This is a genomic window from Pseudoalteromonas sp. H103 (genome assembly GCF_001469205.1).
Classification (GTDB): Bacteria; Pseudomonadota; Gammaproteobacteria; order Enterobacterales; family Alteromonadaceae; genus Pseudoalteromonas; species Pseudoalteromonas carrageenovora.
The window spans coordinates 178,009-194,740 of sequence record NZ_LOFG01000015.1 but is presented as its reverse complement, the minus strand read 5'-3'; the positions used below and the strand labels follow the sequence as shown (position 1 = coordinate 194,740).

The window sequence follows — 16,732 nt, the reverse complement described above, 5'->3', positions numbered from 1 at the left end:
AATACTAGGATGTTGTAACCTCATATGATCCCAGCTAAAAAGCTGCTAAATACCCTTAGCGAACATTGGGGTGTTTTAGAGCTATTATTTAAACGTTTTAAAATGGCCGACTTTAGCCTAAAAGACGTACAAAACGCCATTAAGCAAAAGCAGCCCACATGGACAAACGAGCGCATATACAAAGAAACAAATCGCTTGCTCAATCAAGATATACTCATTCCATTGGCTAAATCTTCTCAGCTTGAAATTAACCGTGCCATTGCCGATTTTGCGACCTTTTTATTACAAGAAGAACACCTAGGTTTAGCACAAGAAATTAGCGTTTTGGTTGATGACTTAGCCCGTCTAGGAAACCGTTTAGATAATGCTGGCGAAATGGAAGACTATGACGATTTGCGCCGTTTTAGCCGCATCATGGATGATCGGGTGCGTAAAATAATGAAGCTCTACGCGCACAACGAAAACGCCATATTAAATATTGTTGAGCAAGCTAAGTCTGATCACGCTGTGCAATCTTTGCAAAAGCGCTACAAAGCCGTAATAGAAGCCTTTGACGAATACATAGAGCCGATGCTTGAAATGGTCGATATTAGGGGCGATTTTCATGCCTGCTTTACAATTATTGAGCAACAAATAAGTAAGCAAATAGAGCACATTGAGCGCTCGGGTAAAGCCTACAACGACAAACGCATGCTTGAGCAGTTACGTACCCGTATACTCGAAATGCATTTAGTTGGCCGAGAAAGCTTACGTAAAAGTGCCGATATGCTCATGCCACTGCGCGAAGAACTACGCCGTAATAACTTAATTACCCGCCAAGCGGCAAAAGTGCTCGGCCTGGTGCGTAAAAATGGCGTAGACAACATGCTAAGTGCGGTACAGCCAAACTTTGTAAGCGATGCGCAGCGCTATTCGCTTGGGCAGCAGCGCCATATAGTGGCTTACATGGCAAGCTTAGTGGAATTTGAACATGAAGAATACCAGCTTCCAGAGCAACAAGACGTACCGGCTTTTGTAACGCCTAACATTCCTGATTACCACGATGTTAAAAAAACCTTTGCAAAACGCTTTAATAAAAAACGCAAAAAGCCTCAACCACTGCTGCAATTTTTAGATGAAAGCTATCCCGACCTAGACGCCGACGAAATGCTATTTTTGTATCAAAAACTAGTCAGCGACAGCGACGTGCATATTAGCCAAAGCGATGAAAAAGCGCGCGTAAAAATAGCCGGCCAACACTTTTCATTATACCCATTTAATTCAGCGCCTCAGCCAGATACAAAGGCAGACGAGTAACACATGACACATATAAACCTAGACGAGCTAACACACCTGCAAGCCATTAATAAGAAATTAGTTGCGGGTTATCATATTTGCGAACAAGACAACGTAATGTGGCAAGAGCTTGACCAACACATAGACGCCTACAGTGCTTTATTTAACGCCCTTGGCCACGATTTAAAACACGACAGCCGCGGCTTTTACTACTTTACAAGCGACGAAAGCACGCCAAATATGGGCAAAATATCCCGTGCTATCGCACTTACTATTTACATTTTAATTGAGCATTTTGCCAATACGGGTAAAGACCCAATGCGCGCCTTGTTTGATGACGTAAACGATTTAGAACTGATGCAAACCTTAGTGCAAATTAACAAACACTTATTTGATCAGCTTGAGATATTCTCGGGCTCAGATTTACGTAAAGACGTATACCTGCGCATGGTGCGCTTAGGTTTAGCCCGAGAAGTAGAAGGCGGATTTATGCTACAAGCGCCTATTCACCGCTATATTGATGCACTCATGGAAGTAAACGAAGAAACCTACATTACGGAGGACGAGGAATGAAAAACCTATACGGACTGAGTAAACTCGCCTTACTTAATACTGCAGGCTATGCAAAATGTGTGATCCCGCTTGATAAAAGTAGCTCTATTTGTGCACCTAACAATACCGGTAAAAGCTCGGTTATTAACGCCCTGCAATTTCCGCTTATAAACGATTTACGCTTAACCGAATGGGACGGACACGATTTAGATGAAACCCGTAAGTTTTATTTTTCATCGGATCAGTCGTACATTTTACTAGAAGCTAACCTCCCTCATGGCTCGGTTGTTATTGGTGTAGCGGGCCTTGGTAAAATAGCCGGTTACGCACATCAGTACTTTTGTTACCAGGGCAAACTTGATTTAGAACAGTACACGCAAGGTAATACCATAATTAAGTTTACCAAGCTGTTTAATCATTTAAAATCGCTTAATTACAACCCTATTGAGCTAAAAGCACAAGAGCTGAACGCCCTACTTACCGGTGGCGCAACCCCGTTTGATGGCGACATTAATTTAAAAATGATCCCGCTTAATAATGTGCAAGACTCTGCCATTTATAAAGAAATTTTTAGACGTATTCTTAACTTACATAAATTGGGCGCAAGCGATGTTAAACGCTTTATGCTACGCGTGTTTGAACGCCATATGTCAAACTCAAAGGTCGACTTTTACGAAGTCTGGCGTCGCTCGTTTGATAAAGTAAACCGCGCTAAACGTGAATTAAAAGCCCTTGAATCAATGCAAGAGCCAATAAGCGCGCTTGAATCAATGCTTGAAAATCAAACTGTGCTTAAAGGTAAGTTAGCAGCCTACGCACCTAAAATTGACCAAGCACTCATTGACTTTGATACTTACCAAGAGGCGCAGCTAAATGAGTTAGGTGTTGCACTTGAAGACATAGAACACGAAAAACATGAGTTTGAACAAAAGCAAAGCCTATACGTTCAGCAATCACGCGATATAGAGCGCAGACAAACCCAAATTGAGCAATGGTTTTTAGATTACAGCGCGCTAAAAAGCGAGTTTGAGCTGGTAAATAAGGCCACTCTTAAAACTAGCCTTAGCCAGCTTAAGCATGATTACGAGTCGCTTTCGCACTCAATAACCAGCGCACAAGGGCAAAGCCTGCACACGCTTGATTACCGTATTAGCGAAACGCAAAAACAAATCAAAAGTTTAAAACTGCAGCTTAAAAACCTTGAGTTTAATTTGTTTACCCGTATGCGCGAAGACCTATCACTTAAAGAAGTAGAAGAAATATCGCGCGTTTTAAACCCCGACCTACTCTCGTTTGCAACCACCACTAATGGCGATATAACCATTAATGACGAAGACGCCTTTGGGGAGTTTTTATCGCTATTAAGTGAAAACGTTAAAGGCGGTGTGCTAACGCTTCCAGGCGCAAGTATTAAACTTAAAAAGCTCTCGCCAGTACACATGCAAAGCGGCGAAAACAAAGAGCAATTAACAGCGCAGTTGAGTGCACTTGAACACTCATTAAAAGAGTTTAAACAACAGCGCGAAGTGGCTGCAAATGTTGCCGATAAACAAAAAGAAAAAGACGCACTCTACGATGAACTAATGAGCCTTGAGAGCGCCCTAAAACGTTTAGAGCAATTTGAGGTAATGCAGCAGTCGGTAGAAGCGCAAGCCATGCTAAAAGAGCAATTATTAGCAGAGCGCGAACAAGTTGACGACTACCTGCAAGACATTCAAAAAAATAGTGGCTCAATTGCAGATAGACGCTCGTTAATTAAATCGAAACAAGAGCAAATTAATCGTCAAACCGAGCGCCTACGCCAAGTTAAAAGCGAGCGAATTGATCACACTCTCGATTTATACAGCGGTAAAGTAACCCCATACATGATTGATATAACAGTCGATTTTGATAATTTAAGCGATTTAGTACATCACTTTAATAAAGACTGCCAAGAGCTGCGCAATTTTGACATAAACGTACGTAATACCTATTTGCATGTATATAACGCAGGCATTACTAAGTTCGATAACGAAAACGACGAATTTACTAAATATCAAAAATTAATTAGCGCATTTCACAACCTTGATAACGAACGCGATGCCGTTGAACGCCAAGGACGCGTGGCACTAACCGAAGTAGCCGCAACCATTAAAGGCTTGCGAGAAGACTTAGATCGCCTTCGCCGCGAGATGAATAGCTTTAATAAAGGCATAAGCCAGCACCGTATTTCTAACCTTCAAGCGTTTAAAATTAACGTAATACCGCGCAAAATGCTGGTTGATAGTATTGATACTATTATCAGTACGTCGCATCAGTTTGAGCAAGGCGACACCCTTGATTTACTAAGCCAAGAACCCTTTAGCGAAAGCGCAGTAAACGAAGCAAAAGATCACTTAATAAAACTTGCCTCGGATAAAGCAGGCCTCACCTTAACTGATTTGTTCGACATTCGTTTTGAAGTGGTAAACCGCGCAGGTGAAACCGAACACTTTGAAAAAATAGACTCAGCCGGCTCAAACGGAACTCGTATTACTATTAAGTTATTATGTGGCATGTTGTTTATTCGTTACTTATTAAGCGATCAGGAACAAAACCTTTACCGTATACCTATTTATATAGATGAAGCGGCCGATATCGACCCGCAAAACCAAAAAGCAATTATAGAAACTGCACTGAGCTTTGGCTTTGTGCCTATATTTGCCTCGGTTAAGCCACAAATAAGTTGTGACTACATTGTGCCTATTCGTTCAGTAAAAGATGGCGCACAAAACTGGGTAGACGAAAAAGATTGGATAGAAGTCGAACACAGTTAATTGGCCATTAAGGCTCAGCTATTAAACTAAAATATAGAACGTTAAAATAATACACATTTAAATGATGTGTGTTATTTTAAGGTAACGCATTTTATTGGAGCAAACGTAATGAAAAATATACTTATTGTTGCAGCGCTAGCACTACTTACAGCCTGTACACAAACCCCTGATTGGGATTACGACAAATCAGCTAACTTTAGTAATTTTAAAACATTTGCTTGGGTAGAAAACGCGAGCTTAACTAAAGACACCACAAATTATCAAATTAACGGCTTAATGGAAAAACGCGTACGTACCGCTGTTAATAAAGAGCTTAGCCAAACGTTGGGTATGAGCTTAGTAGACGCAGCACAAGCGGATGTACTTGTTAACTACCATGCATCGGTAGATAAAGAGCTTGAAGTAGATACCTTTAACGTAGGTTACGGCGCTCGTTGGGGATACTGGGGTACAGGTTTTCAACGTGACGTTTCTGCCCGCGAATACGAAGTGGGTACTTTAGTTATAGATATTATTGACCGCGAATCTAACCAGCTGATCTGGCGCGGAGCTAAAGAAGGTCGTTTAAAGAAAAAACAAACACCTGAGCAACGCGAAGCGTCAATTAAGGAAACAGTCGCTAACATACTAAGTAACTTCCCGCCGCACAAGCAGCTGTAAGTTTAAAGTTAGTTGTTTAAAAGCTCACAGTATGTGAGCTTTTTTGTGGCTGTTTGTTTTGGGACTTTAGATTTAAGTAATTACGAGCTGCGCTCGTCACGTCAGCAAGCTGCACGTCTACAACTACTCCGAGCTAAATTTAAGTTGTAGGCGCTAATTATTTGTGCAAGAAGGAGAGCTTTAAATTATGTATAATTTTTCTAATATAATTAAAGTTTTGAGCCTATCTAAAGTAGCGTTGACAGTATTACCTTTATAAATAGATTTTAGCAGAAACACTTACATAACTCCCTGCGAATGGTATTTACAGTAAACTGAAGATCAAGCTATATTGGTTTTAGGGTCTTAAGAGAAATTAAAAAGGTTAAATAAAGGATTAAAATGAAACCTACATGCCCTAGTTGCCATAATAAGATCAAAAGTACGGAAATAAAAAACACTAATAAAAAAGGGATATTTTTTGAAGTCGAGTGCCCATCTTGTCGAACATGGGTTCGTTTGAATAAAACACAAGAAATTATAAAAGCTGCTGGAATATCACTTTTGTTAATAACTAGTCTTCTAAATATTTTCAGCATTAAAAGTGAATATAGCTTAGTTTTCTCAACCGTTGGCTTTGCCGGAATATTTATAGCTATGCTTATTACTCTTTTTGGTAAGCATGAAGCAATCAAATAATACAAAACCAAGAAAGAAGCCAAAAATAAAACACGTTAATATTAGTAATACCAGAATGTTATTAAATCAAATAGCATTCTCCTTGTTTTTTTTAGCTATAGGCTCCTTATCTATCATAATCGCAGTAAAATCTATATACGACGGTTATGTACTTACACCAACAGATTATCGTGTTGAATCTGAGGTTTATTTTTTCTCGACCTCTCCATTTGCTTATATTTTTAACCTTCTTTTTTACTTAGGATGTGGGATCTTTTTTTTAGCAGTACCGTACCTAAGTAGAGACATGTTTCCGCGTAAAAAAGAGAAAAAACTAAGCAAAAAAGCTCAAAGAAAAAATAAACAATAGTTTTTATTAACTCGTTTTGTACTTATACAATAACTCAAAGGGTATGTGGCAATAGTCATCTGGGTGATTAGTTAACCGGTCTTGGTGCTCAGGATCGCTTGGTACGTAATTAGTTAACAGCTCTACCCCTACTACAACTTTTTCGGCATCATTGCGCTTATTTATATAATTGTTTGCTGCGTCTATATGGCTTTGGTGTTTGCTGTAAATAGCAGTGCGGTATTTAGGGCCTACGTCATCTCCTTGTTTGTTAATACTGTATGGGTCAATAATTTCAAAAAAGTAGTCAAACAAATTATTTAAGCTAACGGCGTTTAGATCAAAAATTACTTTTACACATTCTGCATAACCATCGTATTCGCCATCTGTAGTTTTAGATGCCCCATTAGCACGGCCCGCTTGTGTACTAGCAACGCCTGGTAAGTGTTTCATAAACTCTTGTACACCCCACAGGCAGCCACCAGCAAAGTAAATAGTATTATGTTCTTTAGTATCCATTATAAATGTTACCTAATGAGAAAAGTGTGAATGGTTATCAAATGCAGATATTAACAAATTAATGTACAATCGCGCACAAAATGACTGCTGTTACATTTGGCTATTTTATCATGCTCAAATATAAGCTTTGAAATTAATTTTAACCGCAGCTTCAAATAAAAAACGACGAGAAACACATGAACCGCACACCACACATTATATTACCTGCACTTTTATGCAGTGTTACCCCATTTGCTTATGCCAATACACAACCTGATGAGTCAACAATTGAGCAAATAACGGTTGAAGCCTCACCTACTGCGAATAAACTGCCTGTGGGTACATTTGACTCGCCTATTTCTAATTTAGAGTACGATCCCCGTGTTGATCTTCAATCGCGTAATATGGCTGAAGCACAAGCTGATGTAACTATTCGCGGTGGGATTTTTGAAAACACCGGTTTTAGAGTAGGAAGCGCTACCCTGCTTGACCCGCAATCTGGTCATTATTTTGCTGAAATACCCATAGCACCACAGATGCTAAGTGGCCCAGATGTTTTAACAGGTGCTGATAACGCACTGTACGGTATGAACAGCTCTGTAGGTACGGTTTCGTTTGGTTGGAAACCGATTATTACTGGCGGCGGCGTATCACTTGGTACTGGCACAAACGACTTTAACCTGCAAAGTATTCACGCTGCTAAAAACACACAACTTGATAGCTTAGCTAACTATACCCTCGGCTTTGAAGGTGAGTATTCTCATTCGCAAAGTGATGGCACTATTGATTATGGCGATCATGACTTTTCGCGCGCCTCAGCACGCGTGCAATTAGCAAGTGAGAATAGTCAAACCGATTTATTTTATGGCTCGCAAGATAAGTTTTTTGGCTGGCCTAATTTATACACTCCCTTTGGCGTTAACGAAACTGAAGATCTAGAAACCCGCCTTTGGATGCTTAATCACAAGCAAACCTACGCTGAAAACAGTCACTTTGAAGTATCGGCGTATTACCGCACCCATGACGATCACTATATTTACTCGCGCGAAAACCCAAGTGCATTTGAAGCTTTTCATAAAAGTGAAGTTAAATCGCTTGCTCTTTCGGGCCGCCATGCACAAAGCAATGCGTTTTCAATCAATTACTCAGCACAATTTATTGATGACTCGATTGAATCAACCACACTTGAAAACAACTTTACCTCACGAAAATATTATAAACTGAGTATATTGCCCCAATACACTATGGCACTAAAGGCTAACCAACAACTTATATTTCGTTTAGGGGCTGCGTATGACGATACAAATCGTGATGATGCTGAGCTATCAGCCATTGGTGATATAACCTTAAATACCCAAAATAATGACGGCACAGCGCAAAGCCTTTATTTATCGTACGCGCAGGCGAGCCAAGTTGCAGGCTACACAGCCATTGGCGGCAGCGATTCTGGCGGGTTATTTAGAAGTAACTACAACCTTGAGCGCGAAACGACTTCAAACTTAGAGCTAGGCTTATTACTTGAAAAGCAAAGCTGGCAGTTAAATTCGGCTATTTTTTATCGAAAAGATAATAACTTAACCGATTGGACCTTTAATTTTGACTCTACCTCTGCGCGCTTTGCAAACCCGGTTGATATTGATACTGCAGGGGTTGAATTTTTAGCGACTAAGCACTTTGATACTGCAAAAATTATTGCTAGCTACACCTATTTGCATAAATCAGAAAACTACGGCGCTGCCGATATTGATGCCAGTTTTTACGCGTTAAACTTTCCTGATCACCGTTTAACACTCGGCGCTGTGTACAACCCAAATGATATTTTAGAATTTAGAATAGATAACGAATGGCGTACACAACACAAAAACGCGCTTAGAAACGGCCACGACAACGCGTTATTTACCCAGCTAACGCTTAAAATAACCCTGCCTCAGTTAAGCAATTTATTTATTACTTTAGCGGCTGATAACTTATGGGATGAGTCGTTTGAAGAAATACCAGGTACACCAGGACGCGGTGAGCAATATACGTTAAGCGCAACGTATAGTTGGTAATTAAAACTTTAGGAGTTTATTCATTCGGTACCTGCTTATAGGTGGGTACCTAATAAATTTAATTTAGGAAAATACTCCGAGTACAAAAACAGCGGAAAATAAACCTAAAAGCCATGCATAAATTAACTGTGCAACGGTAAACATAATAGGGTCTTCTTTAATATAAAATTTATTGTTACCTCCAAAAGTCCAGCCATTGTTAAATGAATGAACTAATAAACCACCAAACATAGTGATTAATAACAAAGAGATAAATATATCTGAACCAGTTAAAGTATTAGGATCAACCTCTGCTCCTATTGGAGCACCAAAAATAAGCCCAAAAAAACATATTCCTAATAAGCGTTCAAATTCACTTGTTGTTTTTATATTTGGTTCACTAGATTCTAACTGAGATTCGGTTTGTTCATTATAAGCAGCTAAGTTATTTTCTCTTTTAGAATACTCATTCATTAGAGCCTGATAATTTCCAACGTACTTTTGTTTATCTATGCTCTTTATGGCTTCTTCAAGCTCAGTTAATGAGTACTGTGAATAATCAACTATGATCATATATTCCCTTAGTAAATTGAAGTATTAATACTCCAATCTGAGTTTATTAAGTACTTAGCGTTACCTTAAATGTAAATATATGTGTATTAACCTCGTAAGCTAAGTTAATTGCTCAAGCTCGGTTATAAGCGCTAAAGCCTCTGCATTTGTTGACCCACACACATCAAATGTGGCGCTAAAATCGCTACACACTTTTGGGCGACTTTCATCGCCAAATAATTTACATAAATTACGCTCATCTAGCTGAATACAACGCTCTCCGGCTTTTTTACCATTTGGCATTCCTGGGATTGGGGAGCTAATACTCGGTGCAATGCAACACGCACCGCAGCCTAAACGACACGTCATAGGCTCAGTTTTCATAATAACCTCAGTTAATAAAACTATGCAATTTGCAGTGTACTTTCACTCATGCATAGTCAATTGTTTATTTGTAATACACACATGTAATGCTTTGTTACATCTTCAAACGCCTTGTAAACACTTTATTGCGTATTATTGCCTTGTCACCAAATATATGAAGGAATGCCTTGTGGCTACTAAAAAACAAATTTTACTACCAATCGCGGTTTTAGCTGCCGGGATTGCACTCGCAATTGGCCTTTCAGCAATGAAAACGCCACCAGAAGAAAAACCAGAGCAAGACACTCGCCCGCTGGTTGCGGCAAAAAGTGTAAACATTGATGCTATTACGCTTGATGTAAAATCGTACGGCGTTGTAAAACCTAAAGACCGTACCGAGCTGGTTGCTCAAGTAAGCGGGCAAGTTATTTCGGTAGCCGGGCAATTTGTAGAAGGCGCGTTTGTTAAGCAAGGCGATATTTTAGCACGAATTGATCCAAATGATTACGAAGCCGACTTTATTGAAGCACAAGCAGGCCTTGCACAAGCAAGTTCAGCACTTGAAATAGAGCGTGCACAAGCCCACGTGGCTAAAGCAGAATGGGAACGTATTAAATCAGACTCAAGCGATGCGATTGCCTCGGAGCTTTATTTACGTAAACCACAACTTGCTGAAAAAATGGCAAATTTTAAATCTGCTCAAGCCCGTGTAAAACGCACTAAACGTAACTTAGAACGTACGTACATAAAAGCCCCATATGACGCCATTATTAACGATCGCACTATTAGCTTAGGCTCTGTTGTAAGCGCAGGCAGTAAATTTGGTGAGCTTAGCGCGACAGCAGTTGCAGAGGTACGTTTACCGGTTGCAGATAAAGAGCTGCAATATTTAAATAATGGCGGTATTGGCGCACTGGTTACGCTTAACGCAGAATTTGCTGGTAAGCAAACTACGTGGCAAGCCAAAGTGGTACGCAGTGAAGGGATTGTTGATCAAACCAGCCGTATGAGCTATTTAGTTGCGCAGTTACCTACCCCGTATGCTGATAACACTAAGCCACTTCGTTTTGGTTCGTACATTAACGCCACAATTGAAGGGCGAGCGCTGGATAACGCGATTATTGTCCCGCACCATTTGGTTAAAAATAACAAAATTGCTATTTTAAATGACAATCAAACTCTTAGCTTTAAAACGCTTAATATTGTTCGTGAGCAAAATGGCATGGTAATAGCTGACCAAGGGTTAAATAATGGCGAGCAACTTATTACCTCTGCCCTTGAATACCCAACAGAAGGCATGGCGGTTAAGCTAGAAGGCAATGAGCCTAAAAGCGATGTAACTCAATTAGCACTTAAAGAGGATACGCCATGAGTACCTCAGAAAAAGGCTTAATTGCTTGGTTTGCACGTAACCCAGTTGCGGCAAACCTAATTATGATTTTTATACTTATTGGCGGGCTTTTAACGGCGCTGACAATTCGTAAACAGGCATTTCCGCAGTTTGAAAGTAACTGGGTGAGTATTGAAGCGGTATACCCAGGCGCAGCCCCGCAAGAGGTTGAAGAAGGTATAACCATAAAAATAGAAGAAAACCTTGAGGGTACCGAGGGTATAAAACGTTTAATAACCTATTCTAACCGAGGTTATTCGCAAGCGTGGGTAGAAATAGAAGAAAAATACGACCTACAAGAAGCCCTAGACGAAATAAAAGCGCAAGTAGACTCTATTAATACCTTTCCAGCTGGGATGGAACGCCCCGTTATTCAACGTGAAAAATTTCAGCAAGAGGTAATGATCCTCGCGCTTTATGGCGACATGAGCTACTACCAGCTTAAAGAGCTAGGTAACGACATAAAAGATGAACTACTCGCCTTACCAGGCGTTAACTTAGTCGATTTTTACAGTGGCCTAGATTACGAAATAGGCATAGAAATAAGCCCCGATAAACTACGTGAATACGGCCTAACGTTTAGAGATGTATCAAGTGCAGTGCAAAACTTTTCTACCAATATGTCGGCAGGGCAAATTCGTTCTGACACAGGCTATATTTCAATGCGTGTTGAAAAGCAGGCCTACCGTGGCGGCGAATTTGCAAAGCTTCCACTTATGACGCTTGCCGATGGCGCACAAATTAATTTAGGCGATGTAGCTACAATTAACGACGGCTTTGAAGAAGGCCTACTTTACTCTAAATATAATGGTAAAAACTCACTCTCGTTTGAAGTAGACGCCTCAAAAGATCAAGACATAACCGATGTAGCTAAAATTCTTAAAGGCTACATGGCAGAAAAACAGTCAAAACTTCCGCAAGGCGTAAAGCTCTCACCTATTGTTGATTTAACTTACTACCTTGAAGGTCGTCTCGATATGATGATCGACAACATGGTATGGGGCGGTATTTTAGTAATGATAGTGCTGGCGCTGTTTTTACCGCTGCGTTTAGCATTTTGGGTAATGATGGGCTTACCAGTTTCATTTCTAGGTGCTTTTTTGTTTATGCCAATTGGCTTTTTAGACATCACCATAAACATGGTGTCGTTATTTGCCTTTATTATAGTACTCGGGATTGTGGTCGACGACGCCATAGTTGTGGGCGAGTCTGCCAGTGCCGAAATTGAAAAACATGGCCATAGCCTTGATAACGTTATTCGTGGTGTTAAGCGTGTAGCGATGCCTGCAACCTTTGGGGTATTAACCACTATTGCAGCGTTTTTGCCACAAGCTATGGCATCAGGCCCAGGTGCTGCGTTTTCAAAGGCCATTGGTGTAGTTATTATTTTGTGTTTGATTTTCTCGTTAATTGAATCAAAGCTAATATTACCTGCGCATATTGCTGCCATGAACCCACGTAAACCAAACCCTAAAAACCCATTACATAAACTGCGTAATGTGGTTGATAGCGGTTTAAAACACTTTGTACAAAACTACTACACGCCTTTTATAGGCCATTGTATACATTATCGTTATACCGTAATTATTGGCTTTTTATGTATATTAATAGTCAGTGCAGGTATGTTTGCAGGCGGCTTAGTTAAGTTTGTGCCTAACCCTAAAATACCGCATGATTTTCCGCGTATTACGCTTGAAATGAACCTGGCCTCTTCGGAGCAAGCCACCCTTGAAACTGCCCGTAAAATAGAAGATGTATTACTCAAAGTAGATAAAGAGCTTGAAGAGCAATACGGCCAAAGCATGATCCGCGATTTATCGGTAAGCTTACGTGGGCGTACTCAAGCAAACATTATGGCTATTTTAGTAGAGCCACACTTGCGCCCTATCGACACCTTTGCATTAAGCACTTTGTGGCGCGAACAAATGCCCCCGCTTCCAGGTGTTAAAACGCTTAATATTCAAGATAATATTTTTAGCGGCGGACGTGATGACGGCGACGTAAGCTTTAGGCTACAAGGCAAAGATGCCGATGAGCTAAAGGAAGTAGCTGGTAAATTAAAAGCTAAACTACAAAGCATGGAAGGTGTAGGCGATGTAAACGACTCACTGCAAAGTGCCACCGACGAAGTACAGCTTGATTTAAAACCACTGGCCTACAGCATGGGACTTACTCTTGCCGACGTTGCATCGCAAGTAAGCTTTAGTTACTACGGATTAGAAGCGCAGCGTATTTTACGCGAAGGCGAAGAAATTAAAGTAATGATACGCTACCCAGAAAGCGAGCGTAACTCAATTAGCAACATTCAAAGTGCGCGTATTATTACCCCAACCGGCGCAGAAGTACCGTTAAGCGAAGTAGCCGAAGTTAGGCTAGTAGATGGTGTAAACCGTATTCGCCGTGAAAACTCAAACCGTACTGTTAATGTATGGGCAGCGGTAAATACTGACCAAGTTGAGCCGTTTGCTATTGCACAAGAAATTCGCGATACCTATTTACCTTCATTGCTTAAAAGCTACCCAGGCGTTAAAAGTAATGTGGCTGGACGCGTACAAGAAGAAATGGACAGCGCCGATGAGCAGTTACGCGACTTTGCTATATCGCTGATGATTATATTTGCCTTATTGGCCATTCCGCTTCGCTCTTACTCGCAGCCACTTATTATAATGTCGGTTATTCCATTTGGTGTAGTAGGTGCAATGTTTGGTCACGTAATATTAGGCATGACCATGAGCGGACTGTCTATGTTTGGCATTATTGCCGTAGCGGGCATAGTTGTAAACGACTCACTCGTAATGGTTGATTTTGTAAATAAAGCACGCGCAGAAGGCATGGCCGTAAAACAGGCCGTTATGCAAGCCGGTGCTAAGCGCTTTAGAGCTATATTGCTTACCTCAATCACTACATTTATTGGTGTAATGCCAATTATTATGGAAACCAGCTTACAGGCTAAAATAGTTATTCCTATGGCGGTATCGCTGGCCTTTGGTGTGCTATTTGCCACGGTAATTACTTTAATACTTATACCTTGCCAATACGTAGCACTAGAAGATGCTAAGCGCCTAACACGTAAACTACTTGGTAAATCGCAACCTGTAAGTGCTCAACCAACACCTACAAATAACTAAATAATCTATACTCCCAACCAAAAAAGCTCGGCCTAATACGCCGAGCTTTTTATTTGCCTGCATATTGCCCTGCATTATTAATAGTTTTTATAAAGTGTTTCAAATAAATTGCATGTAATTATTCTATGTTTATCAGCGTATTATGCGTCCTCAATTTAAAGCACCGCTAACACGTAATAGTTTTATTGCTTAGCATTAGCTCACACCGCAATGGTTTTGAGCCACATAACAGCCAAGTGCCCTCCGCTTAGCTCTAATAACGAGGGCGTGTTGACCTTTGGCGTTTGAATTTGCAGCAGTATGTTTGGTTTTTAGGCAAGGCAGAGCCTATGAAGTGTGGTTACTCCCCATAAATAGGCGATAACGTAGCATAAATGCCAAACATACGCTGCCCTTTGGGTTCTGCCTAGGGGCGATAAACTCTTTGTTGCCTACATGGATGTAGGTAAGGGGCGTGAGCAGGACGCGGAAGCTTTGCTCGGTTTTTACTTAGCCCACTAGGTTACAAACCTCGCGCCGCGACTTGATCGCCCCTAGATTGAACAAATCTCAATCCGCAAAGATCAACACGCCCTATACACGTAAATTTTAAAACACCAAAACACACTGCTATTCGCTTAAAGCGCCATGGCATGTAGTTTATTTATGCACCCGAGGAACTCTATGTTTGATTTAATAAGCAAACGCAGCGCTAATTTAAAAAATGACGTTTTAGCAGGCTTAACCGCCGTGCTAACACTCATTCCCGAAGCCGTCGCGTTTACCTTTGTAGCCGGTATTGACCCTATGATGGGGCTGTATGGCTCGTTCTTTATTGGTTTTATTACCGCTGTTTTTGGCGGCCGTCCTGCTATGATTTCGGGCGCGGCGGGCTCTATGGCCGTAGTAACCGCCGCGTTTATTATCATGTTTGGGCTAGAGTATTTACTGGCTGCTGTGGTGTTAACCGGTGTGCTACAGGTTATATTTGGCGCGCTTAAAATGGGCAAGTTTATAAGGCTGTTACCTCACCCAGTAATGCTTGGCTTTGTAAACGGCTTAGCTATTGTGATTGGTATGGCGCAATTTGGCCAATTTAAAGAAAACGTTCGTGTAGTTTACGATAAGCAACACGATATGTTTACCTACGCAGGCGATTGGATGCAACTAACCAGCCCAGCTATGCTTACCATGATGGGGCTAATTGCGTTAACCATGGCAATTGTGTATTTTTTACCGCGCTATACTAAAGCAGTTCCTGCCCCTCTTGCTGCAATAGCAGTGTGTACAGCGCTGGTCACCTTTACGCCACTTGAGTCAAAACTTGTTAGCGATGTTGTGCACACGCAGCGTACTTCAATGATTGAAAAAGAAATCATTACTGAAAACTTTGCAGCTATAAAAAATCAAGTACCTCATGGGCAATACAGTGAAGTGGCGCAAAATATTGCACTTGAGCGCCCAACCGATGCGCAAATTACGGTTAAATGGCAAGCTAACGAAGCGCAAAAAGTAGCTGAAGGCTTAAAAGACACCATTGACCCACTTGATGGCAGTTTAAAAGGTGCATTACCGAGTTTTCACTTTCCGCAAATTAGCTGGGATTTAACTAATAGCGACTCGCTCGATGCGCTTATCACCGTGCTAATGCTTGCGCTTATTTTGTCATCGGTTGGGCTAATTGAAACGCTTATGACCCTTTCGCTTATTGATGACATAACACAAACCCGCGGGCAAGGTAATCGCGAGTCTGTGGCACAAGGCTCGGGCAATATTTTAAGCGGTTTATTTGGTGGCATGTGCGGCTGCGCCATGATTGGCCAAAGCATGGTGTGTTTAAATTCAGGCGGCCGAGGCCGTGCTGCGGGCATTGCTACCGCTTTATTTATGCTGGTATTTATTTTGTTTTTCCCAAGCTTAATTGAAATGATCCCTGTCGCATCATTAATTGGCGTTATGTTTATGGTAGTTATTGCAACCTTTGAATGGTCATCTTTACGCTTATTTGGCCGCGTTCCAAAGTCTGAAATATTTATTATTATTGTGGTATCAACCGTTACCGTATTGCTTGATTTAGCCGTTGCAGTAGGCATAGGTATTGTTATTTCAGCCTTAGTTTATGCGTGGAATTCTGCAAAAGAAGTTCGTATTCAATGCAGCGATGAGTCTCAAACTCAAAAAACTTACCAAGTAGCAGGCAGCTTATTTTTTGGCTCTATAACCTCGTTTAAAGAAGGGTTTAACCCACATAACGACCCACAAAAAGTGTGTATAGATTTTGCCAATGCTAGAGTGTGCGACCAATCAGGTATTGAAGCTATACATGGTTTAAGCGTACGTTATAAAGCATTAGGAAAAACGTTGTATTTACGCCACTTAAGCCCTGAGTCTGCACAGTTATTACGAAAAGCCGGTGATTTAGTTGAGGTTAACATTGTTGAAGACCCTAAATACCCTGTAGCCAACGACGCTATGGCGTAATAAGCCAATTAGGTAACTTACTT

Annotated in this window: 12 protein-coding genes; 9 read left to right on the top strand and 3 right to left on the bottom strand. The window is 40.9% G+C overall.

All coding sequences use genetic code 11. The features are described 5' to 3' along the window. The first annotated feature begins 24 nt into the window (after positions 1-24). The 5 genes from ATS74_RS10790 (at position 25) to ATS74_RS10770 (ending at position 5,960) form a co-directional block, all read left to right on the top strand. Positions 25-1,296, top strand: coding sequence for a hypothetical protein (locus tag ATS74_RS10790; protein ID WP_058548908.1), 1,272 nt, complete (start codon positions 25-27; stop codon positions 1,294-1,296). 3 nt (positions 1,297-1,299) lie between these two features. Continuing rightward, complete coding sequence (locus ATS74_RS10785) at positions 1,300-1,848, top strand: condensin complex protein MksE (protein WP_058548907.1); 549 nt, start codon at positions 1,300-1,302, stop codon at positions 1,846-1,848. Beyond that, complete coding sequence (locus ATS74_RS10780; protein ID WP_058548906.1) at positions 1,845-4,622, top strand: hypothetical protein; 2,778 nt, start codon at positions 1,845-1,847, stop codon at positions 4,620-4,622. Before ATS74_RS10785 ends, ATS74_RS10780 begins: the two co-directional genes overlap by 4 nt. A 108-nt stretch (positions 4,623-4,730) precedes the next feature. Then, on the top strand, positions 4,731-5,282 hold the full coding sequence (locus ATS74_RS10775; RefSeq protein WP_058548905.1) for a DUF4136 domain-containing protein: 552 nt from the start codon (positions 4,731-4,733) through the stop codon (positions 5,280-5,282). Between the two features lie 381 nt (positions 5,283-5,663). Beyond that, on the top strand, positions 5,664-5,960 hold the full coding sequence (locus tag ATS74_RS10770; RefSeq protein WP_058548904.1) for a hypothetical protein: 297 nt from the start codon (positions 5,664-5,666) through the stop codon (positions 5,958-5,960). 355 nt (positions 5,961-6,315) lie between these two features. Here ATS74_RS10770 and ATS74_RS10760 read toward each other — a convergent pair whose 3' ends face one another. Then, a complete protein-coding gene (locus tag ATS74_RS10760; RefSeq protein WP_058548902.1) occupies positions 6,316-6,807 on the bottom strand; it encodes a peptide-methionine (S)-S-oxide reductase in 492 nt (163 codons plus the stop codon). 176 nt (positions 6,808-6,983) lie between these two features. On the opposite strand from ATS74_RS10760, the gene ATS74_RS10755 reads away from it, so the two are divergent. Continuing rightward, the gene (locus ATS74_RS10755; protein WP_058548901.1) at positions 6,984-8,837 is read left to right on the top strand and encodes a TonB-dependent receptor plug domain-containing protein; all 1,854 of its coding nucleotides are present in this window, start codon (positions 6,984-6,986) and stop codon (positions 8,835-8,837) included. Between the two features lie 63 nt (positions 8,838-8,900). On the opposite strand, the gene ATS74_RS10750 is transcribed toward ATS74_RS10755, so the two are convergent. Both ATS74_RS10750 and ATS74_RS10745 read right to left on the bottom strand, forming a co-directional pair. Continuing rightward, positions 8,901-9,389 carry a hypothetical protein gene (locus ATS74_RS10750; RefSeq protein ID WP_058548900.1) on the bottom strand — a complete coding sequence of 163 codons (489 nt, stop codon included), beginning with the start codon at positions 9,387-9,389 and terminating at the stop codon, positions 8,901-8,903. A 99-nt stretch (positions 9,390-9,488) separates the two neighbouring features. Then, positions 9,489-9,752, bottom strand: coding sequence for a YkgJ family cysteine cluster protein (locus tag ATS74_RS10745; protein WP_058548899.1), 264 nt, complete (start codon positions 9,750-9,752; stop codon positions 9,489-9,491). A gap of 169 nt (positions 9,753-9,921) precedes the next feature. Between ATS74_RS10745 and ATS74_RS10740 the strand changes: the two genes are divergently transcribed. The 3 genes from ATS74_RS10740 to ATS74_RS10730 all read left to right on the top strand — a co-directional run bounded on the left by ATS74_RS10740 (position 9,922) and on the right by ATS74_RS10730 (position 16,709). Further along, a complete protein-coding gene (locus tag ATS74_RS10740; protein WP_058548898.1) occupies positions 9,922-11,103 on the top strand; it encodes an efflux RND transporter periplasmic adaptor subunit in 1,182 nt (393 codons plus the stop codon). Continuing rightward, positions 11,100-14,249, top strand: coding sequence for an efflux RND transporter permease subunit (locus tag ATS74_RS10735; protein ID WP_058548897.1), 3,150 nt, complete (start codon positions 11,100-11,102; stop codon positions 14,247-14,249). The genes ATS74_RS10740 and ATS74_RS10735 overlap by 4 nt, the downstream gene beginning before the upstream one ends. Before the next feature lie 663 nt (positions 14,250-14,912). Next, positions 14,913-16,709: a SulP family inorganic anion transporter gene (locus ATS74_RS10730; RefSeq protein WP_058548896.1), complete on the top strand. Its 1,797-nt coding sequence runs from the start codon at positions 14,913-14,915 to the stop codon at positions 16,707-16,709. Positions 16,710-16,732 lie beyond the last annotated feature (23 nt).

Excerpts from the sequence above, each read along its gene's own strand:
- ATS74_RS10790 (WP_058548908.1), top strand. The coding sequence starts at position 25 with ATGATCCCAGCTAAAAAGCTGCTAAATACCCTTAGCGAACATTGGGGT.
- ATS74_RS10785 (WP_058548907.1), top strand. The coding sequence starts at position 1,300 with ATGACACATATAAACCTAGACGAGCTAACACACCTGCAAGCCATTAAT.
- ATS74_RS10780 (WP_058548906.1), top strand. The coding sequence starts at position 1,845 with ATGAAAAACCTATACGGACTGAGTAAACTCGCCTTACTTAATACTGCA.
- ATS74_RS10775 (WP_058548905.1), top strand. The coding sequence starts at position 4,731 with ATGAAAAATATACTTATTGTTGCAGCGCTAGCACTACTTACAGCCTGT.
- ATS74_RS10770 (WP_058548904.1), top strand. The coding sequence starts at position 5,664 with ATGAAACCTACATGCCCTAGTTGCCATAATAAGATCAAAAGTACGGAA.
- ATS74_RS10760 (WP_058548902.1), bottom strand. The coding sequence starts at position 6,807 with ATGGATACTAAAGAACATAATACTATTTACTTTGCTGGTGGCTGCCTG.
- ATS74_RS10755 (WP_058548901.1), top strand. The coding sequence starts at position 6,984 with ATGAACCGCACACCACACATTATATTACCTGCACTTTTATGCAGTGTT.
- ATS74_RS10750 (WP_058548900.1), bottom strand. The coding sequence starts at position 9,389 with ATGATCATAGTTGATTATTCACAGTACTCATTAACTGAGCTTGAAGAA.
- ATS74_RS10745 (WP_058548899.1), bottom strand. The coding sequence starts at position 9,752 with ATGAAAACTGAGCCTATGACGTGTCGTTTAGGCTGCGGTGCGTGTTGC.
- ATS74_RS10735 (WP_058548897.1), top strand. The coding sequence starts at position 11,100 with ATGAGTACCTCAGAAAAAGGCTTAATTGCTTGGTTTGCACGTAACCCA.
- ATS74_RS10730 (WP_058548896.1), top strand. The coding sequence starts at position 14,913 with ATGTTTGATTTAATAAGCAAACGCAGCGCTAATTTAAAAAATGACGTT.